Annotated in this window: 26 protein-coding genes; 21 read left to right on the plus strand and 5 right to left on the minus strand. The window is 67.5% G+C overall.

All coding sequences use genetic code 11. The features are described from left to right. The first annotated feature begins 264 nt into the window (after window positions 1-264). From AB0K15_RS03745 to AB0K15_RS03755, 3 genes are all read left to right on the plus strand, one after another. The gene (locus tag AB0K15_RS03745) at window positions 265-3,768 is read left to right on the plus strand and encodes a DNA-directed RNA polymerase subunit beta (protein WP_360597567.1); all 3,504 of its coding nucleotides are present in this window, start codon (window positions 265-267) and stop codon (window positions 3,766-3,768) included. 86 nt (window positions 3,769-3,854) lie between these two features. Then, complete coding sequence (locus AB0K15_RS03750; protein ID WP_364045195.1) at window positions 3,855-7,766, plus strand: DNA-directed RNA polymerase subunit beta'; 3,912 nt, start codon at window positions 3,855-3,857, stop codon at window positions 7,764-7,766. A 156-nt stretch (window positions 7,767-7,922) separates the two neighbouring features. Continuing rightward, the gene (locus tag AB0K15_RS03755; protein WP_364045197.1) at window positions 7,923-8,561 is read left to right on the plus strand and encodes a zinc ribbon domain-containing protein; all 639 of its coding nucleotides are present in this window, start codon (window positions 7,923-7,925) and stop codon (window positions 8,559-8,561) included. On the opposite strand, the gene AB0K15_RS03760 is transcribed toward AB0K15_RS03755, so the two are convergent. The 5 genes from AB0K15_RS03760 to AB0K15_RS03780 all read right to left on the minus strand — a co-directional run bounded on the left by AB0K15_RS03760 (window position 8,562) and on the right by AB0K15_RS03780 (window position 12,783). Continuing rightward, the gene (locus AB0K15_RS03760; RefSeq protein ID WP_364045199.1) at window positions 8,562-10,049 is read right to left on the minus strand and encodes a hypothetical protein; all 1,488 of its coding nucleotides are present in this window, start codon (window positions 10,047-10,049) and stop codon (window positions 8,562-8,564) included. Next, on the minus strand, window positions 10,050-11,207 hold the full coding sequence (locus AB0K15_RS03765) for a hypothetical protein (protein WP_364045201.1): 1,158 nt from the start codon (window positions 11,205-11,207) through the stop codon (window positions 10,050-10,052). Between the two features lie 16 nt (window positions 11,208-11,223). After that, complete coding sequence (locus AB0K15_RS03770; protein WP_364045203.1) at window positions 11,224-11,547, minus strand: hypothetical protein; 324 nt, start codon at window positions 11,545-11,547, stop codon at window positions 11,224-11,226. Next, the gene (locus AB0K15_RS03775; protein WP_364045205.1) at window positions 11,544-12,113 is read right to left on the minus strand and encodes a YbaB/EbfC family nucleoid-associated protein; all 570 of its coding nucleotides are present in this window, start codon (window positions 12,111-12,113) and stop codon (window positions 11,544-11,546) included. Before AB0K15_RS03775 ends, AB0K15_RS03770 begins: the two co-directional genes overlap by 4 nt. A gap of 181 nt (window positions 12,114-12,294) precedes the next feature. Further along, complete coding sequence (locus AB0K15_RS03780; protein WP_364045207.1) at window positions 12,295-12,783, minus strand: GNAT family N-acetyltransferase; 489 nt, start codon at window positions 12,781-12,783, stop codon at window positions 12,295-12,297. A gap of 141 nt (window positions 12,784-12,924) precedes the next feature. Here AB0K15_RS03780 and AB0K15_RS03785 point away from each other — a divergent pair, with 141 nt between their 5' ends. The 18 genes from AB0K15_RS03785 to rplX all read left to right on the plus strand — a co-directional run bounded on the left by AB0K15_RS03785 (window position 12,925) and on the right by rplX (window position 24,377). After that, the gene (locus AB0K15_RS03785) at window positions 12,925-13,083 is read left to right on the plus strand and encodes a hypothetical protein (protein ID WP_364045209.1); all 159 of its coding nucleotides are present in this window, start codon (window positions 12,925-12,927) and stop codon (window positions 13,081-13,083) included. A gap of 369 nt (window positions 13,084-13,452) precedes the next feature. Beyond that, on the plus strand, window positions 13,453-13,827 hold the full coding sequence (rpsL, locus tag AB0K15_RS03790) for a 30S ribosomal protein S12 (RefSeq protein ID WP_003102113.1): 375 nt from the start codon (window positions 13,453-13,455) through the stop codon (window positions 13,825-13,827). Further along, window positions 13,827-14,297: a 30S ribosomal protein S7 gene (rpsG, locus tag AB0K15_RS03795; protein WP_007031033.1), complete on the plus strand. Its 471-nt coding sequence runs from the start codon at window positions 13,827-13,829 to the stop codon at window positions 14,295-14,297. The genes rpsL and rpsG overlap by 1 nt, the downstream gene beginning before the upstream one ends. A 63-nt stretch (window positions 14,298-14,360) precedes the next feature. Continuing rightward, a complete protein-coding gene (fusA, locus tag AB0K15_RS03800) occupies window positions 14,361-16,460 on the plus strand; it encodes an elongation factor G (protein ID WP_364045212.1) in 2,100 nt (699 codons plus the stop codon). A 126-nt stretch (window positions 16,461-16,586) separates the two neighbouring features. Further along, window positions 16,587-17,780, plus strand: a complete 1,194-nt coding sequence (tuf, locus tag AB0K15_RS03805; RefSeq protein ID WP_360597555.1) for an elongation factor Tu — start codon at window positions 16,587-16,589, stop codon at window positions 17,778-17,780. Window positions 17,781-18,212: 432 nt separating this feature from the next. Continuing rightward, entirely contained in the window at window positions 18,213-18,518 is a 306-nt protein-coding gene (gene rpsJ / locus AB0K15_RS03810) for a 30S ribosomal protein S10 (RefSeq protein WP_003102098.1), read from the plus strand. Between the two features lie 31 nt (window positions 18,519-18,549). Next, a complete protein-coding gene (gene rplC, locus AB0K15_RS03815) occupies window positions 18,550-19,206 on the plus strand; it encodes a 50S ribosomal protein L3 (RefSeq protein WP_285970665.1) in 657 nt (218 codons plus the stop codon). Then, complete coding sequence (rplD, locus tag AB0K15_RS03820) at window positions 19,203-19,892, plus strand: 50S ribosomal protein L4 (protein WP_364045215.1); 690 nt, start codon at window positions 19,203-19,205, stop codon at window positions 19,890-19,892. Before rplC ends, rplD begins: the two co-directional genes overlap by 4 nt. Further along, complete coding sequence (rplW, locus tag AB0K15_RS03825; RefSeq protein ID WP_220246080.1) at window positions 19,889-20,200, plus strand: 50S ribosomal protein L23; 312 nt, start codon at window positions 19,889-19,891, stop codon at window positions 20,198-20,200. The genes rplD and rplW overlap by 4 nt, the downstream gene beginning before the upstream one ends. Before the next feature lie 15 nt (window positions 20,201-20,215). Beyond that, a complete protein-coding gene (gene rplB / locus AB0K15_RS03830; protein ID WP_354878480.1) occupies window positions 20,216-21,052 on the plus strand; it encodes a 50S ribosomal protein L2 in 837 nt (278 codons plus the stop codon). 18 nt (window positions 21,053-21,070) lie between these two features. After that, a complete protein-coding gene (rpsS, locus tag AB0K15_RS03835) occupies window positions 21,071-21,352 on the plus strand; it encodes a 30S ribosomal protein S19 (RefSeq protein ID WP_153035997.1) in 282 nt (93 codons plus the stop codon). Window positions 21,353-21,383: 31 nt separating this feature from the next. After that, window positions 21,384-21,803, plus strand: a complete 420-nt coding sequence (gene rplV, locus AB0K15_RS03840; protein WP_220246082.1) for a 50S ribosomal protein L22 — start codon at window positions 21,384-21,386, stop codon at window positions 21,801-21,803. Continuing rightward, on the plus strand, window positions 21,803-22,657 hold the full coding sequence (gene rpsC / locus AB0K15_RS03845; RefSeq protein WP_326568102.1) for a 30S ribosomal protein S3: 855 nt from the start codon (window positions 21,803-21,805) through the stop codon (window positions 22,655-22,657). Before rplV ends, rpsC begins: the two co-directional genes overlap by 1 nt. A gap of 3 nt (window positions 22,658-22,660) precedes the next feature. Continuing rightward, the gene (gene rplP / locus AB0K15_RS03850; protein ID WP_091618501.1) at window positions 22,661-23,080 is read left to right on the plus strand and encodes a 50S ribosomal protein L16; all 420 of its coding nucleotides are present in this window, start codon (window positions 22,661-22,663) and stop codon (window positions 23,078-23,080) included. Beyond that, entirely contained in the window at window positions 23,080-23,325 is a 246-nt protein-coding gene (gene rpmC / locus AB0K15_RS03855; RefSeq protein ID WP_220246084.1) for a 50S ribosomal protein L29, read from the plus strand. The genes rplP and rpmC overlap by 1 nt, the downstream gene beginning before the upstream one ends. Further along, complete coding sequence (gene rpsQ, locus AB0K15_RS03860; protein WP_360597546.1) at window positions 23,322-23,606, plus strand: 30S ribosomal protein S17; 285 nt, start codon at window positions 23,322-23,324, stop codon at window positions 23,604-23,606. The genes rpmC and rpsQ overlap by 4 nt, the downstream gene beginning before the upstream one ends. Window positions 23,607-23,690: 84 nt before the next feature. Continuing rightward, window positions 23,691-24,059, plus strand: coding sequence for a 50S ribosomal protein L14 (rplN, locus tag AB0K15_RS03865; protein ID WP_004558867.1), 369 nt, complete (start codon window positions 23,691-23,693; stop codon window positions 24,057-24,059). 3 nt (window positions 24,060-24,062) lie between these two features. After that, window positions 24,063-24,377, plus strand: a complete 315-nt coding sequence (gene rplX, locus AB0K15_RS03870; RefSeq protein WP_204091700.1) for a 50S ribosomal protein L24 — start codon at window positions 24,063-24,065, stop codon at window positions 24,375-24,377. Window position 24,378 lies beyond the last annotated feature (1 nt).

Below are 24,378 nucleotides of genomic sequence, written 5' to 3' on the forward strand. Positions count from 1 at the left end.
GGAGCGCGAACCTTGCGGGAGGGACGCAGAACCCGGGCAGGCCGGAGGCATTGCTACAACGCCGCGAGGCAGGCTGGGCCCCATCGGGAGCGCCCCCTGGACAGACCGCGTCGTTCGGGCTAGACTGCCTCTTTGCGCTGCCCTCTTTCAGGCTGCCCGGAGCCGGTAGTTAGGATAGTGGGCACACGGCACCCCTGACAGTCCGCGACGGCACCTGTTGCCATTGCGGCTGCTCACCGCTCATTGTCCCCGGAAGGACGCATCTTGGCAGTCTCTCCCGCGAACCAGGCCACTGCTGCGACCACCTCGGCTGTATCCCGCTCGGAGTCCACGGGTATCCCCGGCGCGCCCAAGCGGGTCTCCTTCGCAAAGATTCGCGAGCCCCTTAACACCCCCAACCTGCTGGACGTGCAGCTCCAGTCGTTCCAGTGGTTCACCGGCGACGAGGCGTGGTTCGAGCGCCGCGTCAACGAAGGTGACGAGAACCCGGTCGGCGGCCTGGAGGAGGTCCTCAACGAGATCTCCCCGATCGAGGACTTCTCCGGTTCCATGTCGCTGTCCTTCTCCGCCCCGCGCTTCGACGAGGTCAAGGCCTCGATCGAGGAGTGCAAGGACAAGGACATGACCTACGCGGCCCCGCTGTTCGTCACGGCGGAGTTCGTCAACAACAACACCGGTGAGATCAAGAGCCAGACGGTCTTCCTCGGCGACTTCCCGGTGATGACGGACAAGGGCACCTTCATCATCAACGGCACGGAGCGGGTCGTCGTGTCCCAGCTCGTGCGTTCTCCGGGCGTGTACTTCGACAGCAGTGTCGACAAGACGACCGACAAGGACGTCTTCAGCGTGCGCGTCATCCCGAGCCGCGGTGCGTGGCTCGAGTTCGACGTCGACAAGCGCGACACCGTCGGCGTGCGCATCGACCGCAAGCGCCGCCAGCCGGTCACCGTGCTGCTGAAGGCGTTGGGCTGGACCACCGAGGCGATCCGCGAGCGCTTCTCCTTCTCGGAGACGCTGCTGGCCACCCTCGAGAAGGACCACACCGCCGGCACCGACGAGGCGCTGCTCGACATCTACCGCAAGCTCCGTCCGGGCGAGCCGCCCACGAAGGAGAGCGCGCAGACGCTGCTGGAGAACCTGTTCTTCAAGCCGAAGCGCTACGACCTGGCCAAGGTCGGCCGCTACAAGGTCAACAAGAAGCTCGGTCTCGACACCCCGTACGACACCGGCACGCTGACCGAAGAGGACATCGTCTCGGCCATCGAGTACCTGGTCCGGCTCCACGCCGGCGAGGACAAGATGACCAGCGTGTCGAACGTCGAGGTGCCGGTCGAGACCGACGACATCGACCACTTCGGCAACCGCCGCCTGCGCACGGTGGGCGAGCTGATCCAGAACCAGATCCGGGTCGGCCTCTCCCGCACCGAGCGCGTCGTGCGCGAGCGCATGACCACGCAGGACGTCGAAGCGATCACGCCGCAGACCCTGATCAACATCCGCCCGATCGGCGCGGCGATCAAGGAGTTCTTCGGCACCTCGCAGCTGTCGCAGTTCATGGACCAGAACAACCCGCTGTCGGGCCTGACCCACAAGCGCCGCCTCTCGGCGCTGGGCCCCGGCGGTCTGTCCCGTGAGCGCGCCGGCATGGAGGTCCGTGACGTCCACCCGTCGCACTACGGCCGCATGTGCCCGATCGAGACGCCGGAAGGCCCGAACATCGGCCTGATCGGTTCGCTCTGCTCCTACGCGCGGGTCAACCCGTTCGGTTTCATCGAGACGCCGTACCGCAAGGTCGTCGAGGGCCAGGTCACCGACCAGGTCGACTACCTCACGGCCGACGAGGAAGACCGCTTCGTCAAGGCGCAGGCCAACGCGCCGATCACCGACGACGGCCACTTCGTCGAGAGCAAGGTCCTGGGTCGCCGCAAGGGCGGCGAGGTCGAGCTGATCGACCCGCTCGAGATCGACTACATGGACGTGTCGCCGCGGCAGATGGTCTCCGTCGCCACCGCGATGATCCCGTTCCTGGAGCACGACGACGCGAACCGCGCGCTGATGGGCGCGAACATGCAGCGCCAGGCCGTGCCGCTGCTGCGCAACCAGGCCCCGTACGTGGGCACGGGTGTGGAGCTGCGTGCTGCGGTCGACGCCGGTGACGTCCTCGTGGCCGAGCAGGCCGGCGTGGTCGAGGAGCTGTCCGCGGACATCATCACGATCATGCACGACGACGGCACGCGGAAGAGCTACGGACTGTACAAGTTCCGCCGCTCCAACCACGGCACGTGCTTCAACCACCGCCCGATCGTCGACGAGGGTGACCGCGTCGAGAAGGGCCAGGTCATCGCCGACGGCCCGTCCACCGAGAACGGTGAGATGGCGCTGGGCAAGAACCTGCTCGTGGCGGTCATGCCGTGGGAGGGCCACAACTACGAGGACGCGATCATCCTCTCCGAGCGTCTGGTGCAGGACGACGTGCTCACGTCGATCCACATCGAGGAGCACGAGATCGACGCCCGCGACACCAAGCTGGGCGCCGAGGAGATCACCCGGGACATCCCGAACGTCTCCGAGGAGGTGCTCGCCGACCTCGACGAGCGCGGCATCATCCGCATCGGTGCCGAGGTCCGCGACGGCGACATCCTGGTCGGCAAGGTCACGCCGAAGGGCGAGACCGAGCTGACGCCGGAAGAGCGCCTGCTGCGCGCGATCTTCGGTGAGAAGGCCCGCGAAGTCCGCGACACCTCGCTGAAGGTGCCGCACGGCGAGACCGGCAAGGTCATCGGCATCCGCGTGTTCTCGCGCGAGGACGACGACGAGCTGCCCCCGGGCGTCAACGAGCTGGTCCGCGTCTACGTGGCCCAGAAGCGCAAGATCCAGCCGGGCGACAAGCTCGCCGGCCGCCACGGCAACAAGGGCGTCATCGGCAAGATCCTGCCCGCCGAGGACATGCCCTTCATGGAGGACGGCACGCCGGTCGACATCATCCTGAACACCCACGGTGTTCCGCGACGGATGAACATCGGCCAGATCCTCGAGCTGCACCTGGGCTGGCTGGCGTCGCAGGGCTGGACGATCGAGGGCAACCCGGAGTGGGCGAAGAACCTCTCCGAGGAGCTCTACGACGTCGCGCCGAACACGAACACCGCCACCCCGGTGTTCGACGGCGCGAAGGAAGAGGAGCTCACCGGGCTGCTGGGCTCGACCAAGCCGAACCGCGACGGCGAGCGCATGGTCAAGGAGAACGGCAAGGCCACGCTGTTCGACGGCCGCTCCGGCGAGCCGTACCCGTACCCGGTGTCCGTCGGCTACATGTACATCCTGAAGCTGCACCACCTGGTCGACGACAAGATCCACGCCCGCTCCACCGGCCCGTACTCGATGATCACGCAGCAGCCGCTGGGTGGTAAGGCGCAGTTCGGTGGCCAGCGCTTCGGTGAGATGGAGTGCTGGGCGATGCAGGCGTACGGCGCTGCCTACACGCTGCAGGAGCTGCTCACGATCAAGTCGGACGACGTGGTCGGCCGCGTGAAGGTGTACGAGGCCATCGTCAAGGGGGAGAACATCCCCGAGCCGGGTATCCCGGAGTCGTTCAAGGTGCTCCTGAAGGAGCTCCAGTCGCTGTGCCTGAACGTCGAGGTGCTCTCCAGCGACGGTGCGGCCATCGAGATGCGCGACTCCGACGACGAGGACCTCGAGCGCGCCGCGGCCAACCTCGGCATCAACCTGTCCCGCAACGAGTCGCCCAGCGTGGACGACGTCGTGCACTGACCGGTGTCGAGCGGGGACCTGCCTCCCGTGGGTCCCCGCTCCACCGCCGACCCCTCTAGCCGAAACAACCCCAAGGGGACATAGACGTGCTGGACGTCAATTTCTTCGATGAGCTCCGCATTGGTCTCGCCACGGCTGACGACATCCGTCAGTGGTCGTACGGCGAGGTCAAGAAGCCGGAGACCATCAACTACCGGACGCTCAAGCCCGAGAAGGACGGCCTCTTCTGCGAGAAGATCTTCGGCCCGACCCGGGACTGGGAGTGCTACTGCGGCAAGTACAAGCGCGTCCGCTTCAAGGGCATCATCTGTGAGCGCTGCGGCGTCGAGGTGACCCGCGCCAAGGTGCGCCGTGAGCGGATGGGCCACATCGAGCTGGCCGCGCCCGTCACCCACATCTGGTACTTCAAGGGTGTTCCCTCCCGCCTGGGCTACCTGCTGGACCTGGCGCCGAAGGACCTCGAGAAGATCATCTACTTCGCGGCCTACGTCATCACGGGCGTGAACGCGGAGCTGCGCCACAACGACCTGCCGACCCTCGAGAACGAGATCGGCGTCGAGCGCAAGAACCTCGAGACGAAGCGTGACGCGGACATCGAGGCTCGCGCGCAGAAGCTGGAAGCCGACCTGGCCGAGCTGGAGGCGGAGGGCGCCAAGTCCGACGTGCGCCGCAAGGTCAAGGAAGGCGGCGAGCGCGAGATGCGTCAGCTGCGCGACCGCGCCGGCCGCGAGCTCGACCGCCTCGAGGAGGTCTGGACGACCTTTACGAAGCTCGACGCGCGTCAGCTGATCGCCGACGAGCTGCTGTACCGCGAGCTCGTCGACCGCTACGGCGAGTACTTCACCGGCGGCATGGGCGCGGAGGCCATCCAGAAGCTGGCCACCGAGTTCGACGTCGCCGCCGAGGCCGACAGCCTGCGCGACACCATCCGCAACGGCAAGGGCCAGAAGAAGCTGCGCGCGCTCAAGCGCCTCAAGGTCGTGGCCGCCTTCCAGGCGACCGGCAACGACCCGCGCGGCATGGTGCTCGACGCCGTGCCGGTCATCCCGCCGGACCTGCGCCCGATGGTGCAGCTCGACGGTGGCCGCTTCGCGACGTCGGACCTGAACGACCTGTACCGCCGCGTGATCAACCGCAACAACCGCCTCAAGCGGCTCATCGACCTCGGCGCGCCCGAGATCATCGTGAACAACGAGAAGCGGATGCTGCAGGAGGCCGTCGACGCGCTGTTCGACAACGGCCGCCGCGGCCGTCCCGTCACCGGCCCGGGCAACCGGCCGCTGAAGTCGCTGTCCGACCTGCTCAAGGGCAAGCAGGGCCGGTTCCGCCAGAACCTGCTCGGCAAGCGCGTGGACTACTCGGGCCGTTCGGTCATCATCGTCGGCCCGCAGCTGAAGCTGCACCAGTGCGGTCTGCCGAAGGACATGGCGCTGGAGCTGTTCAAGCCGTTCGTCATGAAGCGGCTGGTCGACCTGAACCACGCGCAGAACATCAAGTCCGCCAAGCGGATGGTGGAGCGCTCGCGCCCGCAGGTGTGGGACGTGCTCGAAGAGGTCATCACCGGCCACCCGGTGATGCTGAACCGCGCACCGACCCTGCACCGCCTCGGCATCCAGGCCTTCGAGCCGCAGCTGGTGGAAGGCAAGGCCATCCAGCTGCACCCGCTGGTCTGTGAGGCGTTCAACGCGGACTTCGACGGTGACCAGATGGCGGTGCACCTGCCGCTGTCGGCCGAGGCCCAGGCCGAGGCCCGCATCCTGATGCTGTCGGCGAACAACATCCTGTCGCCGGCGTCGGGCCGTCCGCTCGCCATGCCGCGTCTGGACATGGTCACGGGTCTGTTCCACCTGACCCGCCTCAACGAGAAGGCCGAGGGTGCGGGCAACGCCTACTCCTCGCCGGCCGAGGCGATCATGGCGTTCGACCGCAAGGCGCTGAGCCTGCACGCCCCCATCAAGATCCGCGTCACGGACCGCCAGCCGGCCAAGGCCGACGAAGCGCGTCTCGCGGAGAACGGCTGGGAGCCGGGCAAGACGTGGCTGGCCGAGACGACCCTGGGCCGCGTGCTGTTCAACGACCTGCTGCCGGCGGACTACCCGTTCGTGAACGAGCCGATGCCGAAGAAGCGTCAGGCCGCGATCGTGAACGACCTCGCCGAGCGTTACTCGATGACGCAGGTGGCGCAGACGCTGGACAAGCTCAAGGACGCCGGTTTCTACTGGGCGACCCGCTCGGGCGTCACGGTGGCCATTTCCGACGTGCTCGTGCCGGAGGGCAAGAAGGCCATCCTCGACGAGTACGAGGGCAAGGCCGACCAGGTCGAGAAGCGGTACCAGCGTGGTCAGCTGTCCCACACCGAGCGCAACAACGAGCTCGTCAAGGTGTGGACGCAGGCCACCGAAGAGGTCCACAAGATCATGGAGACGGCGCTGCCGGACGACAACCCGATCGCCATGATCGTGAAGTCGGGCGCGGCGGGCAACATGACGCAGGTCCGGTCGCTGGCCGGTATGCGTGGCCTGGTGTCGAACCCGAAGGGTGAGTACATCCCGCGTCCGATCAAGGCCAACTTCCGTGAAGGCCTGTCGGTGGCGGAGTACTTCATCGCGACGCACGGTGCCCGGAAGGGTCTGGCGGACACGGCTCTCCGTACCGCCGACTCGGGTTACCTGACCCGTCGTCTGGTGGACGTCTCGCAGGACGTCATCGTCCGCGAGATCGACTGCGGCACCACCCGCGGTATCTCCATGGTCGTCGGCGAGGACGTCGGCGACGGCAAGGTGATCCGCGACCAGCACGTGGAGACCAGCGTGTACGCGCGGAACCTCGCGACGGACGCGGTGGACGCCAAGGGCAACGTCGTGCTCAACGCGGGCGACGACGTGGGCGACCCGGCCATCGAGAAGCTGCTCTCCAGCGGCATCTCGAAGGTCAAGGTCCGCTCGGTCCTGACCTGCGAGTCGGCGGTCGGTGTGTGCGCGACCTGCTACGGCCGCTCGATGGCGACGGGCCAGCTCGTCGACGTCGGCGAGGCCGTCGGCATCGTCGCCGCCCAGTCGATCGGTGAGCCGGGTACGCAGCTGACGATGCGTACGTTCCACCAGGGTGGTGTCGCCGGTGACGACATCACGACCGGTCTGCCCCGTGTCACGGAGCTCTTCGAGGCTCGCGTGCCGAAGGGCAAGGCGCCGATCGCGGACGTCGACGGCCGCGTGCGGATCGAGGAGAGCGAGCGGTTCTGGAAGATCACCCTGATCCCGGACGACGGGTCGGAGGAGATCGTCTTCGACAAGCTGTCCAAGCGGCAGCGGCTCGCCAACACCCCGAACGGCCCGCTGGGCGACGGCGACCACGTCGCGGTCGGTCAGCAGCTGCTCGAGGGCACGCCCGACCCGCACGAGGTGCTCCGCGTGATGGGCCCGCGTGAGGCGCAGATGCACCTCACCGACGAGGTCCAGAAGGTGTACCGCGCGCAGGGTGTGTCGATCCACGACAAGCACATCGAGGTCATCGTGCGGCAGATGCTGCGCCGCGTGACGATCATCGACTCCGGTGCCACGGACTTCCTGCCGGGCGAGCTGCCCGAGCGGACCAAGTTCGAGGCGACGAACCGCGCCGCGGTCGCCGAGGGTGGCGAGCCGGCTTCGGGCCGCCCGGTGCTGATGGGCATCACGAAGGCCTCGCTGACCACGGACTCGTGGCTGTCGGCGGCCTCGTTCCAGGAGACCACGCGCGTCCTGACCGACGCGGCCATCAACGGCCGCTCGGACAAGCTCGTGGGCCTCAAGGAGAACGTGATCATCGGTAAGTTGATCCCGGCCGGTACCGGCATCAACAAGTACCGGAACATCCAGGTTCAGCCGACCGAGGAGGCCCGGGTCGCGGCTTACGCGATCCCGTCCTACGACGACGGTTACTACACCCCGGACGTGTTCGGTTCGGGCACCGGTGCCGCTGTTCCGCTGGACGACTACGACTTCGGTCGCGACTTCCGCTGATCGTTTGAGTAGCTGAGAAGGCCCCTGTCCCGGTTTCCGGGGCGGGGGCCTTCTTCTTTCCGGCGCGTCAGCTGAGATGAATGCGTTGGGTAGTCGCATTGTTGTCGGCACTTCTACGGTCCTGGTGCAGGGGGGAGCGCGCCTACGTTGACAGCCGTGGCTGACGTCGTGCCGTTCACGGACAACTTCTCGGATATCTCCAACACCCAGGGCTACCAGTTCGAGTTCCGCTGTGAACGCTGCGGGAACGGCTACCGGTCGGCCTTTCAGCGCGACGCGGTCGAAACGGGTCGCGGCGTCCTGCGCGCGGTGGGCTCGTTCTTCGGCGGCAAGCTGCAGGACCTGAGCTACTCGGCCGACCAGTGGCGCTACGACCGCGCCACGAACTCCGCCGCGAAGGACCGCGCGCTCGCGGCCGCGGTCAAGGAGATCTCGCCGAGCTTCCGCCAGTGCCGGGGCTGCAGCGACTGGATGTGCGCGGACCAGTGCTGGAACACCGAGATCGGGCAGTGCCTGCGCTGCTCGCCGAGCGTCGCGGAGGAGATCTCACGCGCCCAGGCTTCAGCACAGCGCGACCAGATCTGGGATCGCGCCCGCGACCGTGACTGGACCGGCGACCTCGACCTGGACACTCGCGCCCATCTGGCCTGCCCGAGCTGCGGCGTCAAAGCCGAGGGCGGCAAGTTCTGCGCCGCCTGCGGCTCGTCGCTGGCGCCCACCGTCCACTGCACCGAATGCGGCAAGCCCGCCACCGCCGGCGCCGTCTTCTGCGGCGACTGCGGCACCCGCCTGTGACTACGTGACGGTGGCTTCCTGGGCCTTGCGCAGCTTCCTGACGCGCCGGGGCGGCCTCGGCCGGTAAGTGGCCTTGGCGAGCAGCACGCCCGCCAGGAGGGGCAGCAGGGCGAAGAGCAGGGTGACCACCGCGGCGAGACTGCTCTCGAAGATCGGGTGCCACCACAGTGGGCCGATCTCCACGTCGACCACAGCGCCCTTGGCGGGCAGCGTGTCGATCCATTCGGTCGATACGTCGTGGGCCTCACCGTCGAGGACGTAGGTGCCGCGGACCCAGTCGTTGCTACCGGTGCAGCTGGAGCGGCAGCTGCCGGCGAAGCCTCTGTGAGCCTCGAGGACGGAAAGCTGGGTTTGGGGCGCCACGTTGACCAGCGCCGACAGGGAATTGACGATCGGCAGCAGGCCCATCACCGCCAGGCTGAGCGCGATGACCGTGCGTGTGGTCAGCGAGACCGAGGTGACCGGTTGCCGGTCCGCGGCCTCGCGGAAGCGGTTCACCGGCGTGCGCACGGCACCGCCGCGGCCGCCGTTCCAGGCGAGGTAGCTCGTGTCCGAGCCGGCGGTCACCGAAGCGAACCCGCGGTCACCGCCCCAGACCTCCCACACCGGAGGCGGAATCGTTGCGGCCAGCATCGCGAGCCGACGTGAGTTGCCGAACATGCGGTCCTCGGTCAGCCCGCCCGACTCGCTGGTCCACACGGCGTCGCCGTGGAAGGCCACCGCGTGCACGCGGAACCACAGGTCACCGATGAGCAGCGCGCGGACCTCTTCGGTGAGCACGGCGGCGGCGAACTCGGGGTCCGACGTGGTCACCGAGAACCGGCGGTCGAACTCGGCGTCGACCTCGAAGCTGTCGAGACCCGTGTCGGGCCGCAGCCAGCCGAAGGCGTTGCGGGTGATCCGGGCGTCTTCCAGCGGGGTGAAGTACTCCGGTTCGAACGCCCCGGTCTTCGGCGAGATCGTCAGGGCAGGCACGGCGGGGATCCGCAGCTCGACCGCCGAGTGGATCGAGTCGATCTGTTCGGCGACCTTGGCGACCTCGGCGAACCGCTCGTCCTCACGGCGTGGCGTGGTCGAGTACTCGATACCCAGCACCCGGTGGCCCCGCTGATCGAACTCGACCGTCGTGCGCACCGGGTCGGGGTCCGGGTGGTCCAGCGGCACGCCGCGGCCGAGGTGGGGCAGGACGCCGAACGTCTGGTGCCCGGTCGAGGCCGTGCGCGCGATCCACGTGCGCTGCCGCCAGCCCCGCCATGCCACCAGCGCGGCGAAGGCCACCGGGAACACGATCCACAGCAGCTGTGGGACGTTGCTGCCGGTGCCGGCGGAGAGCCAGTACAGCGACGTCTCGGAGAACGCCACACCGCACAGTGCGTAACACACCGTCGCGGCCACGCCGCTGCGCCGCTCCAGCCGGCTCGCCAGCCACAGCAGAACGAACCCCAGCGCGTAGCCGCCGACGATGAACCACGGCTCGAACAAGTCCATCTACTGGTCCATGTCCAGGTTCTCGCGGGTGTCCTCTTCGGAGTGGTAACCGGCCGCGTCGCTGCCGCCGCGCGACTTCAGGATGTCGCGGGTGTTGTCGACCGCCTTGTTGACGAAGTCGAAGCCGGCCTTGCCGCTGTAGGCCGAGCCCTTGTCGAGGTCGCCGAGCTTCACACCGGTCACCTGCTTGAGGACTTCTTCGCCACCGGCCTTGACCGACTCCTTGAGCGCCTCGACCGTCGCCATGCCGCGGGAGTTCGTCGCCGAGGCGATCGCGCCGGTGGCGGCCTTCTCCATCCCCGGCGTCATGCCGGGCGCGCCCGACGGGGTGAGCTTGCGGCCCTGCTTGATCAGGTCGTCGGTCCACTTCGCGAGGAAGGTCATGAACTTCTGCAGGAGCTCGCCCAGCTTGCCCAGCTTCGAGGTGATCCTGGTGAACGCACTGGCCGCCTTGGCGATCGAGGCCGTCATCGCCGCGGCGACCGACGAACCGAGACTCACGATCGACGCGGCCAGCGCCGGCAGCCAGATGTAGATCAGCCAGCTGACCAGCTCGCTGATGATCGCCTTCACGACCTCTTCGATGACGGTCATGACCATCGACCACATCTGGAGCGTCTCGCCGACCCCGCCCGTGGTCGAGCCGATGCCCTTGATGCCCTCGGAGAACTGGTCCAGCGAACTGCGGGCCGCGTTGCCGCCGTCGCCCTGCCAGGTCCGGAGCTCCTCCTTGCCCTTCTTGGCGAAGTCGTCGCCGAGCTTCACGAAGCCCACGCCGATCTCGCTGAAGTTGCCGGCCGCCTCCTTGAGCGCGGGGCCGTCGCCCGTCACGAAGTGCAGCGCGTCCTGCAGCGGCGAGATCAGCTCCAGGAGCATGTTCAGGCCGTTGCTGACCAGCCAGCCGACGGGGTCGAGCGCGAAGCTCGCCACGTCCACCGCTGCGCCGGCGACGAAGCCCGCGCCGTCCTGGAGCATCTGCCCGGTGGCCGCCGCGAACTCGCCGGCGTCGTCGGCTTCGCTGAAGCCCTTGATGCCTCGTTCGACGCCCTCGACCCCTTTGCCGATGATCGGCGCCTTCTTCGCGGCTTCGTTGGCGTCGTGGGCGAAACCCTCGCCCTCGTGCTCCAGCTTGACGCCGTCGGCGATGCTGTCGGCCATTTCGATCTCCCCCTGCTCAGAGCGGTCCGTCGATGTTCGCCTTGAACTTGCCGAAGGTCATGACGGTGTCCTTCTCGTGGCCGTCGTAGATCTCCGCGGCCTGGTTCATCTTCGTGCTCAGCGTGTCGACGCCGGTTTTCATCAGTTCGAGCATCTGGCGGAGGTCTTCGAGCTTGCTCGTGTACGTCTGCTTCACCGCCAGCCCGATCAGTCCCCACGACTTGTCCGTGACGTCGGCCTGGCTGACCAGGTTGCCGAACTTCGCCGCCTCGTCCTTGTAGTGCGGCAACGTGCCGGAGGCGTAGTTCTTCAGGATCTGGGGGTCTACGTCGTGGCTCATCGGTCCTCCTCGTGGTCCCACAGGCGCCGGACGCCGTCGTCGGCGGGGCGGGCCGGGGGAGGCGGCGGCGGGGCCGCGGCCGGGGGCTCGTCGCGGCGCAGGATGTCGCCGTGTTCGAGGTCCTCGTCCGTGAGCCGGCGCGGGGCCGGCTGCGCCTCTGCCGCTTTGGACTTCAGCTCTTCCGCCGTGGTTCCCATGGCTTCGGCCTGGGCCTCGAGGACCTGGCCGGACACGTCGAGGCCGAAGGCGGCGCCCACGTGCGCGTCGACGATGCCGGCCTGCTTGACGGCCGCGTCGGCGACGGCGCGGTGCAGGGTGGAGAGGATGGTGGTGGCCAGCTGCTGCGGCTGCTGGCGCAGGGCCTCGGCCGTGAGGCGGATGTCCTTCACCGAGCCGCCCGGGCCCGCGACGACGGTCACGGCGCGGTCGGGCGACATCGCCGTCGCCTCGAGCGCGACCACGTCGTTCTGCAGGTCACCGACCTTCGCGAAGTTCGCCTCGGCCTGCTTGATCTTGCTCTGGAACTTCTCGAACTCGGCGACGAGACGATCCATCTCAGCCGACACGGCGGCCCCCTCACGTGCACGACGGGTGTGCGGACGTGCGGATTATGCCGGTTCTGTCGCGTTCGCGCTGCTGAGTCGTGAATCTTTTCCCGGAAGAGCGACGGCGCCACACCGGCGCCTGATCGCCCTCGACAGTCCTTTGCAGACGGTGGAAATCCGGTGTGGACGGTGTGGAACCTTTTCACCCGAGCGTTTTCGAGAACCAGTGCTCCGCGTACTTGTCGTCGTTGAACGGCTCGACCTCTGTGTACCCGGTCCGCGCGTACAGCGCCCGGGCCTCGACGAGGTCGCGGCGGGTGTCGAGCCGCAGCGTCTCGGCGCCCAGCGACCGTGCCGCGGCCTCGGCCGCCGCGACGAGGCGCGCGCCACCGCCCTGGCCGCGGTGGGCCGGGCGCACGTACACCTTCGTGAGCTCGTTCAGCCCCGGCCGCACCACCCGCGTGCCGGCGCAGCCGGCCACGGTGCCGTCGGGCAGGCGGGCGACGAGGAACGCGCCGGTCGGCGGCTCGAGGTCGGCGCTCGGTGCCTCGGCCAGGGCCTGGTCGACCTCCACTTCCGTCGCTGGGCGCCCCCAGTAGCGGGTCGCGATGTCGGTGAGGTACTCGCGCAGGATCGCGCGCGAGTCGGGATGGTCGACAGGAGTCGGCGTGATGGTCCAGGTCGTGGTCACGAGATCATGGTCGGCCGCGTGTCCACTGGTTAACGCGCAAGTCGATCACGTCGGGAAAGCGACGTTCGATCCCCGTGTGTCACCCGTTCGTGGAAATGGGTAGCGTGCGAGCCGCAGGGAAACCGACTTGAGGAGTGCGTCATGGACGGCAACGGCACCGCCGACCGGCCTGAAGAGGGGCAGAACGACACCAAGGGGAGCCACGCCGCGCCTGAGGGGGCCGGCGTCCACCCGCTGATCGACCTGTCGCGCGACCCCCACCCGGGGCGGCCCGACCACGCGAAGCCGGACGAGGAATAGCGGCGACGTCCGTCACGTTCTGAATGACGGGAACCGTTTGGTGGGATGCAGCGCGGCTCTGGCCGCAGGGCCCCCATCTGGGGTTACGATGGGCGGTCACCGTCACTTCGGACCCCCCGCCCGGACCGCCCGTCAGGTGGCCGGGTATCTTTGGAGACCGTGCCCGGCAGGCGTCGGGCCGCTCCGCGTGCCGTACGGCATGAGCGGGGTGCTCGCGCACCCGGTTCACCGGCCTCGTCCACGTGGGGTTCCGACGGAAAACCCCTCCGGGAAGTTACCGGTCGCGAGACCGTGACACGGGCCGACACGCCCGACCGCGGGGGCCGGTGAAGACACGAAGAAGCAAGATCGCGACAGAAAGCTGGTCCATTGCCCACGATCCAGCAGCTGGTCCGCAAGGGCCGCCAGGACAAGGCTGCCAAGCAGAAGACCGCGGCCCTCAAGGGGAGCCCGCAGCGTCGTGGCGTGTGCACCCGCGTGTACACCACGACCCCGAAGAAGCCGAACTCGGCGCTGCGCAAGGTTGCGCGTGTGAAGCTGACGAGCGGCATCGAGGTCACGGCGTACATCCCCGGTGAGGGCCACAACCTGCAGGAGCACTCGATGGTGCTCGTGCGCGGTGGCCGGGTGAAGGACCTGCCGGGCGTTCGCTACAAGATCATCCGCGGTTCGCTCGACACCCAGGGTGTGAAGAACCGCAAGCAGGCGCGCAGCCGCTACGGCGCGAAGAAGGAGAAGAGCTAATGCCCCGCAAGGGTCCGGCCCCGAAGCGGCCTCTGATCTCCGACCCGGTCTACGCCTCCCCGCTGGTCACCCAGCTGGTGAACAAGGTGCTGAAGGACGGGAAGCGGTCGCTGGCCGAGCGCATCGTGTACGGCGCGCTGGAAGGCGCTCGCGAGAAGACCGGCACCGACCCGGTCGTCACGCTGAAGCGCGCGCTCGACAACGTGAAGCCCACCATCGAGGTGAAGAGCCGCCGTGTCGGTGGCGCCACCTACCAGGTGCCGATCGAGGTCAAGCCCGGCCGCTCCACCACGCTGGCCCTGCGCTGGCTGGTCTCCTTCTCGCAGGCTCGCCGCGAGAAGACCATGATCGAGCGGCTGCAGAACGAGCTGCTCGACGCGAGCAACGGTCTTGGCGCCAGCGTCAAGCGCCGTGAAGACACGCACAAGATGGCCGAGTCCAACAAGGCCTTCGCGCACTACCGCTGGTGATGACCGCCCGGCTGCCGATCCAAGCCATGCCGGGCCCCACGCTCGAGACAGGGGAACACTCTCGTGGCACGTGAAGTGCTGACCGACCTGAACAAGGTCCGCAACATCGGGATCATGGCGCACATCGACGCCGGTAAGACCACCACCACCGAGCGGATCCTGTTCTACACCGGGATCAACTACAAGATCGGCGAAGTCCACGACGGCGCCGCCACCATGGACTGGATGGAGGAGGAGCAGAAGCGGGGTATCACCATCACCTCGGCTGCCACCACCACGTTCTGGGCCGATCACCAGATCAACATCATCGACACCCCCGGGCACGTCGACTTCACCGTCGAGGTGGAGCGCTCGCTCCGCGTGCTGGACGGCGCCGTGGCCGTCTTCGACGGCAAGGAAGGTGTCGAGCCGCAGTCCGAGCAGGTCTGGCGGCAGGCGGACAAGTACGAAGTTCCGCGCATCTGCTTCGTCAACAAGATGGACAAGCTGGGCGCCGACTTCTACTTCACCGTGCGCACCATCGAGGAGCGCCTCGGTGCCCGGCCGCTGGTCATCCAGCTGCCGATCGGCGCCGAGAACGACTTCGAGGGCGTCGTCGACCTGGTCCGCATGAAGGCGCTGACCTGGCGCGGCGAAGTGAGCAAGGGCGAGGACTACTCGGTCGAGGAGATCCCGGCCGAGCTGGCCGACCGTGCCGCCGAGTACCGCGAGAAGCTCGTCGAGGCCGTCGCCGAGACCGACGACGCCATGATGGAGAAGTTCCTCGAGGGCGAGCAGCTCACGGAAGCCGAGATCAAGGCCGGCATCCGCAAGCTCACGGTCGCGCGCGAGGCGTACCCGGTGCTCACCGGCTCCGCGTTCAAGAACAAGGGCGTGCAGCCGATGCTGGACGCGGTCATCGACTACCTGCCGTCCCCGCTGGACGTGCCGGCCGTCGAGGGCACGCTGCCGGACGGGGAGACCCCGGTCCTGCGCAAGCCGTCGGTCGACGAGCCGTTCTCCGCGCTTGCCTTCAAGATCGCCGCGCACCCGTTCTTCGGCAAGCTGACCTACATCCGGGTCTACTCGGGCAAGGTCTCCGCGGGCACCCAGGTCGTCAACGCGACCAAGGAGCGCAAGGAGCGCATCGGGAAGCTCTTCCAGATGCACTCCAACAAGGAGAACCCGGTCGAGGAGGCCCAGGCCGGCCACATCTACGCGGTCATCGGCCTGAAGGACACCACGACCGGTGACACGCTGGCCGACCCGCAGAACCCGGTCGTCCTCGAGTCGATGACCTTCCCGGATCCCGTTATCCGCGTGGCCATCGAGCCGAAGACGAAGGCCGACCAGGAGAAGCTGTCGCTCGCGATCCAGAAGCTGGCCGAGGAAGACCCCACCTTCCAGGTCCAGCTCGACGAGGACACGGGCCAGACGATCATCGCGGGCATGGGCGAGCTGCACCTCGAGGTGCTGGTGAACCGCATGAAGTCCGACTACAAGGTCGAGGCGAACATCGGTAAGCCGCAGGTCGCCTACCGCGAGACGATCAAGCGGACCGTCGACAAGCTCGACTACGTGCACAAGAAGCAGACCGGTGGCTCCGGCCAGTTCGCGAAGGTCATCGTGAAGCTGGAGCCGCTCGAGACGACCGACGGTGCACTCTACGAGTTCGACAACAAGGTCTCGGGTGGCCGCGTGCCGCGGGAGTACATCCCGTCGGTCGACGCGGGCGCGCAGGACGCCATGCAGTACGGCGTGCTGGCCGGGTACCCGCTCGTCGGGTTGAAGTTCACCTTGTTGGATGGCGCGTACCACGAGGTCGACTCTTCGGAGATGGCGTTCAAGATCGCCGGTTCCATGGCGATGAAGGAAGCCGCGAAGAAGGCCGGCCCGGTCATCCTCGAACCGCTGATGGCCGTCGAGGTCACGACTCCCGAGGACTACATGGGTGACGTGATCGGTGACCTCAACTCCCGCCGTGGCCAGATCCAGGCCATGGAGGAGCGCGCCGGTACCCGTGTCGTGAAGGCACTGGTGCCGCTGTCGGAGATGTTCGGTTACGTCGGCGACCTGCGGTCTCGCACCCAGGGTCGCGCGAACTACTCCATGGTGTTCGACTCCTACGCCGAGGTTCCCGCGAACGTCGCGAAGGAAATCATCGCGAAGGCGACGGGGGAGTAGTTCCCCTTCGCTCGCGGGCATAAGGAACACTCCTGAACGTCCGCAGCACAGACTAGAAACCATCCCCGGTCGGCAGCCACGCCGGCCGGGGAGCACAAAGCGAAATCAGTCCAGGAGGACATTCCAGTGGCGAAGGCGAAGTTCGAGCGGAGCAAGCCGCACGTCAACATCGGGACCATCGGTCACGTCGACCACGGCAAGACCACGCTGACCGCGGCGATCACCAAGGTTCTGCACGACAAGTACCCGGAGCTCAACGAGTCGCGTGCGTTCGACCAGATCGACAACGCGCCCGAAGAGCGCCAGCGCGGTATTACGATCAACATCTCGCACGTCGAGTACCAGACCGAGAAGCGTCACTACGCGCACGTCGACGCCCCCGGTCACGCGGACTACATCAAGAACATGATCACCGGTGCCGCCCAGATGGACGGCGCGATCCTGGTCGTGGCCGCCACCGACGGCCCGATGCCGCAGACCCGCGAGCACGTGCTGCTCGCCCGCCAGGTCGGCGTGCCCTACATCGTGGTCGCGCTGAACAAGGCCGACATGGTCGACGACGAGGAGATCCTGGAGCTCGTCGAGCTCGAGGTTCGCGAGCTGCTGTCCTCGCAGGAGTTCCCGGGCGACGACGCGCCGGTCGTGCGCGTGTCGGGCCTGAAGGCTCTCGAGGGCGACGCCAAGTGGGCCGAGGCTGTCCTCGAGCTCATGACCGCCGTCGACGACAACGTGCCGGACCCGGTGCGTGAGCTCGACAAGCCGTTCCTCATGCCGATCGAGGACGTCTTCACCATCACCGGCCGCGGCACCGTGGTGACCGGTCGTGTGGAGCGTGGCGTGGTCAACGTCAACGAAGAGGTCGAGATCGTCGGCATCAAGGAGAAGTCGCAGAAGACGACTGTCACCGGTGTCGAGATGTTCCGCAAGCTGCTCGACTCGGGCCAGGCGGGCGACAACGTCGGCCTCCTGCTCCGCGGCATCAAGCGCGAGGACGTCGAGCGCGGCCAGGTCGTCGTGAAGCCGGGCACCACCACCCCGCACACCGACTTCGAGGGCCGGGTCTACATCCTGTCGAAGGACGAGGGTGGCCGTCACACCCCGTTCTTCAACAACTACCGCCCGCAGTTCTACTTCCGTACGACCGACGTGACCGGCGTCGTTACCCTCCCCGAGGGCACCGAGATGGTCATGCCGGGCGACAACACGGACATCTCGGTCCAGCTGATCCAGCCGGTCGCGATGGACGAGAACCTGCGCTTCGCGATTCGCGAGGGCGGCCGCACCGTGGGTGCGGGTCAGGTCACCAAGATCATCAAGTGATTTCGACGCCCTCGACCGGGTCACTACACCCCCCGGTCGAGGGCGTCAACTCACGTGTGCGACACTATTCAGGTTGCTCGTCCCGGGGCGGCCGAATCCCAGAGTTGTGCGAATGACTCACGGGGTTCCGGCCGCCCCTGTACGAGTGGCCACGGTCCGTCCAGCTCTTCCTTCGGGGTGAGGCTAGCGGGCAAAGGCCAACCAGCCGGCAATGCTGTTCCCGGGGTATCCGAGGGACGGCGTGGCGGGCTCGCGGCCTCCTCACGTTGAGGAAGACCAGGCAGGACGATCCCACGGGATCCGTCTGTGCGTCGGGCGCGACACGCCCGACCGCGTGGACCGGGGACAGGGCCGTTGAACTGCTGAAACCGGGGCTCAGGCCCGGGTTGACGAGACAAGCGGCACGAGACGACGAAGGAACGAGCAGCCACCATGGCGGGACAGAAGATCCGCATCCGGCTCAAGGCCTACGACCACGAGGCGATCGACACCTCGGCGCGCAAGATCGTGGAGACGGTCACGCGCACCGGCGCCCGTGTTGTCGGGCCGGTGCCGCTGCCCACCGAGAAGAACGTTTACTGCGTCATCCGCTCGCCGCACAAGTACAAGGACTCGCGCGAGCACTTCGAGATGCGCACGCACAAGCGTCTGATCGACATCCTCGACCCGACGCCGAAGACGGTCGACGCGCTCATGCGCATCGACCTGCCGGCGAGCGTCGACGTCAACATCCAGTAGCGGCTGGCGAGCGGCGGAGAGTAAGAGACTCATGTCTGACAGGCAGATGAAGGGCATCCTGGGCACCAAGCTCGGCATGACCCAGGTCTTCGACGAGCAGAACCGGGTTGTCCCGGTCACCGTCGTGAAGGCCGGTCCGAACGTGGTCACCCAGGTTCGGACCCAGGACAAGGACGGCTACGTGGCCGTGCAGCTGGCGTTCGGTGCGGTCGACCCGCGCCGGGTGAACAAGCCGCGCACCGGCCACTTCGACAAGGCGGGCGTGACGCCGCGGCGCTTCCTCGCCGAGCTGCGTACCACGGACGCGGACACCTACGAGGTCGGTCAGGAGATCACCGCCGAGGTGTTCGCCGCCGGCGCCGAGGTCGACGTGACCGGTACCAGCAAGGGCAAGGGCTACGCCGGTGTCATGAAGCGCCACGGCTTCAAGGGCCAGGGCGCGAGCCACGGTGCCCAGGCCGTGCACCGCAAGCCGGGTTCCATCGGTGGCTGCGCCACCCCCGGCCGCGTCTTCAAGGGCCTGCGCATGGCGGGTCGTATGGGCTCGGACCGGGTCACCACGCAGGGCCTCACCGTGCACGCCGTGCGTGCCGAGGACGGCCTGCTGCTGATCAAGGGCGCCGTGCCCGGTCCCAAGGGCGGCCTGCTGTTCGTGCGCAGCGCCGCGAAGGGTGGTAACTCCGAATGACAAGCGTCGAGCTGAAGACCCCGGCCGGTAAAGCCGACGGCACCGTGGACCTCCCCGAGGAGATCTTCGACGTGCAGGCCAATGTCGCGCTGATGCACCAGGTGGTGGTGGCCCAGCTGGCCGCCGCGCGCCAGGGCACGCACGACACGAAGACCCGTGGTGAGGTCTCCGGTGGCGGCAAGAAGCCGTACCGGCAGAAGGGCACCGGTCGTGCCCGCCAGGGTTCGACCCGCGCGCCGCAGTTCGCCGGCGGTGGCGTCGTCCACGGCCCCACGCCGCGTGACTACACCCAGCGCACCCCCAAGAAGATGAAGGCCGCCGCTCTGCGTGGCGCCCTCTCGGACCGGGCCCGCGCCGGCCAGTTGCACGTCGTCACCGAACTGGTCTCCGGCGAGAAGCCGTCGACCAAGGCCGCCAAGACCGCGATCGCCGCCGTGACGCAGGCGAAGCGCGTTCTCGTGGTGCTGCACCGGGACGACGAGCTGTCCTGGGTTTCGCTGCGGAACCTGCCCGAGGTGCACATCCTCTGGGCGGACCAGCTCAACACCTACGACGTGCTGGTCAACGACGACGTCGTGTTCACCAAGTCCGCGTACGACGCGTTCGTCGCAGGCCCCGTCCGTGGCAAGGCCGTCAAGGCCTCCGCGCGGTCGGGCGAAGTTTCGGAAGGGAGTGACGAGAAGTGAGCTCGGTCGCCATTCCGGACCACCGCGACATCCTGCTCGCGCCGGTCATCTCCGAGAAGTCCTACGGGCTGCTCGAGGACCACAAGTACACGTTCATCGTCCGCCCGGACGCCAACAAGACCCAGATCAAGATCGCGGTCGAGAAGGTGTTCGGTGTCAAGGTGGTCAGCGTCAACACGGCCAACCGTCAGGGCAAGCGGAAGCGGACTCGCGCGGGCTTCGGCAAGCGCAAGGACACCAAGCGCGCCATCGTGACTCTTTCGCCCGAGAGCAAGGCGATCGAGATCTTCGGCGGACCCACCGCGTAAAGGACTGAGCTGACAATGGGCATCCGCAAGTACAAGCCGACGACCCCGGGTCGTCGCGGTTCGAGCGTCTCGGACTTCGCCGAGATCACGCGCTCCACGCCGGAGAAGTCGCTGCTGCGTCCGCTGAGCGGTTCGGGCGGTCGTAACTCGTCGGGCAAGATCACCACCCGGCACAAGGGTGGTGGCCACAAGCGCGCCTACCGCGTCATCGACTTCCGTCGTAACGACAAGGACGGCGTGCCGGCCAAGGTCGCGCACATCGAGTACGACCCCAACCGCACCGCGCGCATCGCGCTGCTGCACTACGCCGACGGCGAGAAGCGCTACATCATCGCGCCGGACAAGCTGAAGCAGGGCGACACCGTCGAGAACGGCCCTCGCGCCGACATCAAGCCGGGCAACAACCTGCCGCTGCGCAACATCCCGGTCGGCACCGTGGTCCACGCGATCGAGCTCCGCCCCGGTGGCGGCGCGAAGATGGCGCGTTCCGCCGGCGCCAAGGTGCAGCTGGTGGCCAAGGACGGGCCGTACGCCCAGCTCCGGCTGCCCTCGGGCGAGATCCGCAACGTCGACGTGCGCAACCGCGCGACCGTCGGCGAGGTGGGCAACTCCGAGCACGCCAACATCAACTGGGGCAAGGCGGGTCGTAACCGCTGGCGCGGCAAGCGCCCCACCGTCCGTGGTGTCGTCATGAACCCGGTCGACCACCCGCACGGTGGTGGTGAGGGCAAGACCTCCGGTGGTCGCCACCCGGTCAACCCGAACGGCAAGCCCGAGGGTCGCACCCGCCGCCGCAAGGCGAGCGACGCGATGATCGTCCGCCGCCGTCGCACCGGCAAGAACAAGCGCTGAGCAGGGAGGTAGAAGAACATGCCACGCAGCCTTAAGAAGGGGCCCTTCGTGGACGACCACCTGCTCAAGAAGGTGGACGCGCTCAACGAGGCCAACAAGAAGACCGTGATCAAGACCTGGTCGCGTCGCTCGACGATCATCCCGGATTTCCTGGGTCACACGATCGCCGTGCACGACGGCCGCAAGCACGTCCCGGTGTTCGTCACCGAGGCCATGGTGGGTCACAAGCTCGGGGAGTTCGCCCCGACTCGGACCTTCAAGGGTCACATCAAGGACGACCGCAAGTCGCGCCGCCGCTGAGCGGGCACGAAACAAGACAAGGGAAGTAGCGATGAACGCCCAGAACGACGCGACGGTCGAGGCTCTGCCTACGGCTTACGCGCGGGCTCGCTTCGTCCGGGACTCGCCGACCAAGGTGCGCCGGGTGATCGAGCTCATCAAGGGACGTAGCGCCGCCGACGCCTTGGCCGTGCTCCGGTTCGCCCCGCAGGCGGCCAGCGAGCCGGTCGCGAAGGTGCTCGCCAGCGCCGTGGCCAACGCCGAGAACAACCTTCAGCTTGACCCGGAGACGCTCTGGGTCAAGAACGCGTACGCCGACGAGGGCCCGACCCTCAAGCGCATCCGCCCGCGGGCCCAGGGCCGCGCGTACCGGATCCGCAAGCGGACGAGCCACATCACCGTCGAGGTGGAGTCGCGTCCGAAGGCCGACGTGAAGAAGGCTCAGAGCAAGAAGAAGGCAGGTGGCCGGTAGTGGGCCAGAAGATCAACCCGCACGGCTTCCGCCTGGGTATCACCACGGACTGGAAGTCGCGCTGGTACGCCGACAAGCAGTACTCGGAGTACGTGGCCGAGGACGTGAAGATCCGCAAGCTGCTGTCCACGGGCATGGAGCGCGCCGGCATCTCCAAGGTCGAGATCGAGCGCACCCGTGACCGTGTCCGCGTCGACATCCACACCGCCCGGCCGGGCATCGTCATCGGCCGTCGCGGCGCGGAGGCCGACCGGATCCGTGGCGCGCTGGAGAAGCTGACCGCCAAGCAGGTCCAGCTGAACATCCTCGAGGTCAAGAACCCCGAGGCCGACGCGCAGCTCGTCGCGCAGGGTGTCGCGGAGCAACTGAGCAACCGCGTGGCGTTCCGCCGCGCGATGCGCAAGGCGATCCAGACCTCCATGCGCTCGCCGCAGGTCAAGGGCATTCGCGTGCAGTGCGGCGGTCGTCTCGGCGGTGCCGAGATGTCCCGCTCCGAGCACTACCGCGACGGCCGGGTCCCGCTGCACACGCTGCGCGCCGACATCGACTACGGCTTCTTCGAGGCCAAGACGACGTTCGGTCGCATCGGCGTGAAGGTGTGGATCTACAAGGGTGAGCTGGTCGGTGGCCTCAAGGCCCGCGAGGCGCGCGACGCCGCCGCGGCTGCCGAGCGGGCCCCGCGCCGCGACCGTGGCGACCGTCCCTCCCGTCCGCGCCGTTCGGGCGCCTCGGGCACGACGGCCACCTCGACCGAAGCCGGCCGCGCTGCCGCCGCCGCGAAGAACGAAGACGCGGCACCCGTGGCGACCGAAGCGGCCCCGGCTGCCGAGACCGCAGAAAAGACGGAGGGCTGAGACGTGCTCATCCCGCGCAGGGTCAAGCACCGGAAGCAGCACTCCCCGAAGCGCCACGGCGCCGCCAAGGGCGGTACGAAGGTCAGCTTCGGCGAGTTCGGCATCCAGGCGCTTGAGCACAGCTACGTGACGAACCGGCAGATCGAGTCCGCTCGTATCGCCATGACCCGTCACATCAAGCGTGGCGGCAAGGTGTGGACGACGATCTACCCGGACCGCCCGCTGACCAAGAAGCCGGCCGAAACCCGCATGGGTTCCGGTAAGGGTTCGCCCGAGTGGTGGATCGCCAACGTGAAGCCGGGTCGCGTGATGTTCGAGATCTCGTTCCCGAACGAGGAGACCGCCCGTGAGGCGCTCCGTCGCGCGATCCACAAGCTGCCCATGAAGTGCCGCATCGTGACCCGTGAAGGTGGTGAGTTCTGATGGCCAACGGCGCCGCCCAGGCTTCGGAGCTTCGTGAGCTCACCGCGGAAGAGCTCGTGCTGCGTCTGAAGGAATACAAGGAGGAGCTCTTCAACCTCCGCTTCCAGATGGCGACCGGGCAGCTGGACAACAACCGTCGGCTGCGCACCGTCCGCACGGACATCGCGCGGATCTACACGGTCATGCGCGAGCGGGAGCTCGGGCTTTCCGTGGCCCCCGACAGCGAGAGTGAAGGTGCCGCATGAGCGAGCCCACCACCGAGACCGAGAAGGTCGTGCGCAACTACCGCAAGGTGCGCGAGGGCTACGTCGTCTCGGACAAGATGGACAAGACGATCGTGGTCGAGCTCGAAGACCGCAAGAAGCACCCGCGCTACTCGAAGGTTCTGCGCAGCACCACCAAGGTCAAGGTGCACGACGAGAACAACGAGGCGGGCGTGGGCGACCGGGTCACCCTGATGGAGACCCGGCCGCTGTCGGCGACGAAGCGCTGGCGCCTCGTGCAGGTCGTGGAGAAGGCCAAGTAAGCAGGGCTCTTCGGAGTCCTTGGTTCCGCAAGGCTCGCGCTGTGAGACAACACGCGAGAACCGGCGCGACATACAGGAGTTGACGTGATCCAGCAGGAGTCGCGGCTTCGGGTTGCCGACAACACCGGTGCGAAGGAGATCCTTTGCATCCGTGTTCTCGGTGGCTCCGGGCGGCGCTACGCGGGTATCGGCGACATCATCGTCGCCACCGTGAAGGACGCCATCCCGGCTGCCGGGGTGAAGAAGGGCGACGTCGTCAAGGCGGTCATCGTCCGCACGGTGAAGGAACGCCGGCGTCCGGACGGTTCCTACATCCGCTTCGACGAGAACGCCGCTGTGCTCATCAAGAACGACAACGAGCCCCGTGGCACCCGCATCTTCGGCCCGGTGGGCCGCGAGCTGCGCGACCGAAAGTTCATGAAGATCATTTCGCTCGCGCCGGAGGTGTTGTAAGCCATGAAGGTGAAGAAGGGCGACACGGTCGTCGTCATCGCCGGCAAGGACAAGGGCGCCAAGGGCAAGGTCATCCAGGCCTACCCGGAGCGGGACCGCGTGCTGGTCGAGGGCGTGAACCGGATCAAGAAGCACACCCGGATCACCCAGACCCAGCGTGGTGCGCAGTCCGGTGGCATCGTGACCCAGGAAGCGCCCATCCACGTGTCGAACGTGATGGTCGTGGACTCGGACGGCAAGCCGACCCGCGTGGGCTACCGCATCGGCGAGGACGGCAAGAAGGTCCGGGTCTCGCGCCGGAACGGCAAGGACATCTGAC

It is taken from the genome of Amycolatopsis sp. NPDC049253 (assembly GCF_040678995.1).
In the GTDB taxonomy this organism is placed as follows: Bacteria; Actinomycetota; Actinomycetes; order Mycobacteriales; family Pseudonocardiaceae; genus Amycolatopsis.

What these genes read in the sequence shown, in the direction of transcription:
- AB0K15_RS03770 (WP_364045203.1), bottom strand. Translation starts at nt 11,547, where the DNA reads ATGAGCCACGACGTAGACCCCCAGATCCTGAAGAACTACGCCTCCGGC.
- rplV (WP_220246082.1), top strand. Translation starts at nt 21,384, where the DNA reads ATGAACGCCCAGAACGACGCGACGGTCGAGGCTCTGCCTACGGCTTAC.
- AB0K15_RS03765 (WP_364045201.1), bottom strand. Translation starts at nt 11,207, where the DNA reads ATGGCCGACAGCATCGCCGACGGCGTCAAGCTGGAGCACGAGGGCGAG.
- rpmC (WP_220246084.1), top strand. Translation starts at nt 23,080, where the DNA reads ATGGCCAACGGCGCCGCCCAGGCTTCGGAGCTTCGTGAGCTCACCGCG.
- rplB (WP_354878480.1), top strand. Translation starts at nt 20,216, where the DNA reads ATGGGCATCCGCAAGTACAAGCCGACGACCCCGGGTCGTCGCGGTTCG.
- AB0K15_RS03785 (WP_364045209.1), top strand. Translation starts at nt 12,925, where the DNA reads ATGGACGGCAACGGCACCGCCGACCGGCCTGAAGAGGGGCAGAACGAC.
- rplD (WP_364045215.1), top strand. Translation starts at nt 19,203, where the DNA reads ATGACAAGCGTCGAGCTGAAGACCCCGGCCGGTAAAGCCGACGGCACC.
- AB0K15_RS03760 (WP_364045199.1), bottom strand. Translation starts at nt 10,049, where the DNA reads ATGGACTTGTTCGAGCCGTGGTTCATCGTCGGCGGCTACGCGCTGGGG.
- rplX (WP_204091700.1), top strand. Translation starts at nt 24,063, where the DNA reads ATGAAGGTGAAGAAGGGCGACACGGTCGTCGTCATCGCCGGCAAGGAC.
- rpsS (WP_153035997.1), top strand. Translation starts at nt 21,071, where the DNA reads ATGCCACGCAGCCTTAAGAAGGGGCCCTTCGTGGACGACCACCTGCTC.
- rpsJ (WP_003102098.1), top strand. Translation starts at nt 18,213, where the DNA reads ATGGCGGGACAGAAGATCCGCATCCGGCTCAAGGCCTACGACCACGAG.
- rpsQ (WP_360597546.1), top strand. Translation starts at nt 23,322, where the DNA reads ATGAGCGAGCCCACCACCGAGACCGAGAAGGTCGTGCGCAACTACCGC.
- rplC (WP_285970665.1), top strand. Translation starts at nt 18,550, where the DNA reads ATGTCTGACAGGCAGATGAAGGGCATCCTGGGCACCAAGCTCGGCATG.
- rpsG (WP_007031033.1), top strand. Translation starts at nt 13,827, where the DNA reads ATGCCCCGCAAGGGTCCGGCCCCGAAGCGGCCTCTGATCTCCGACCCG.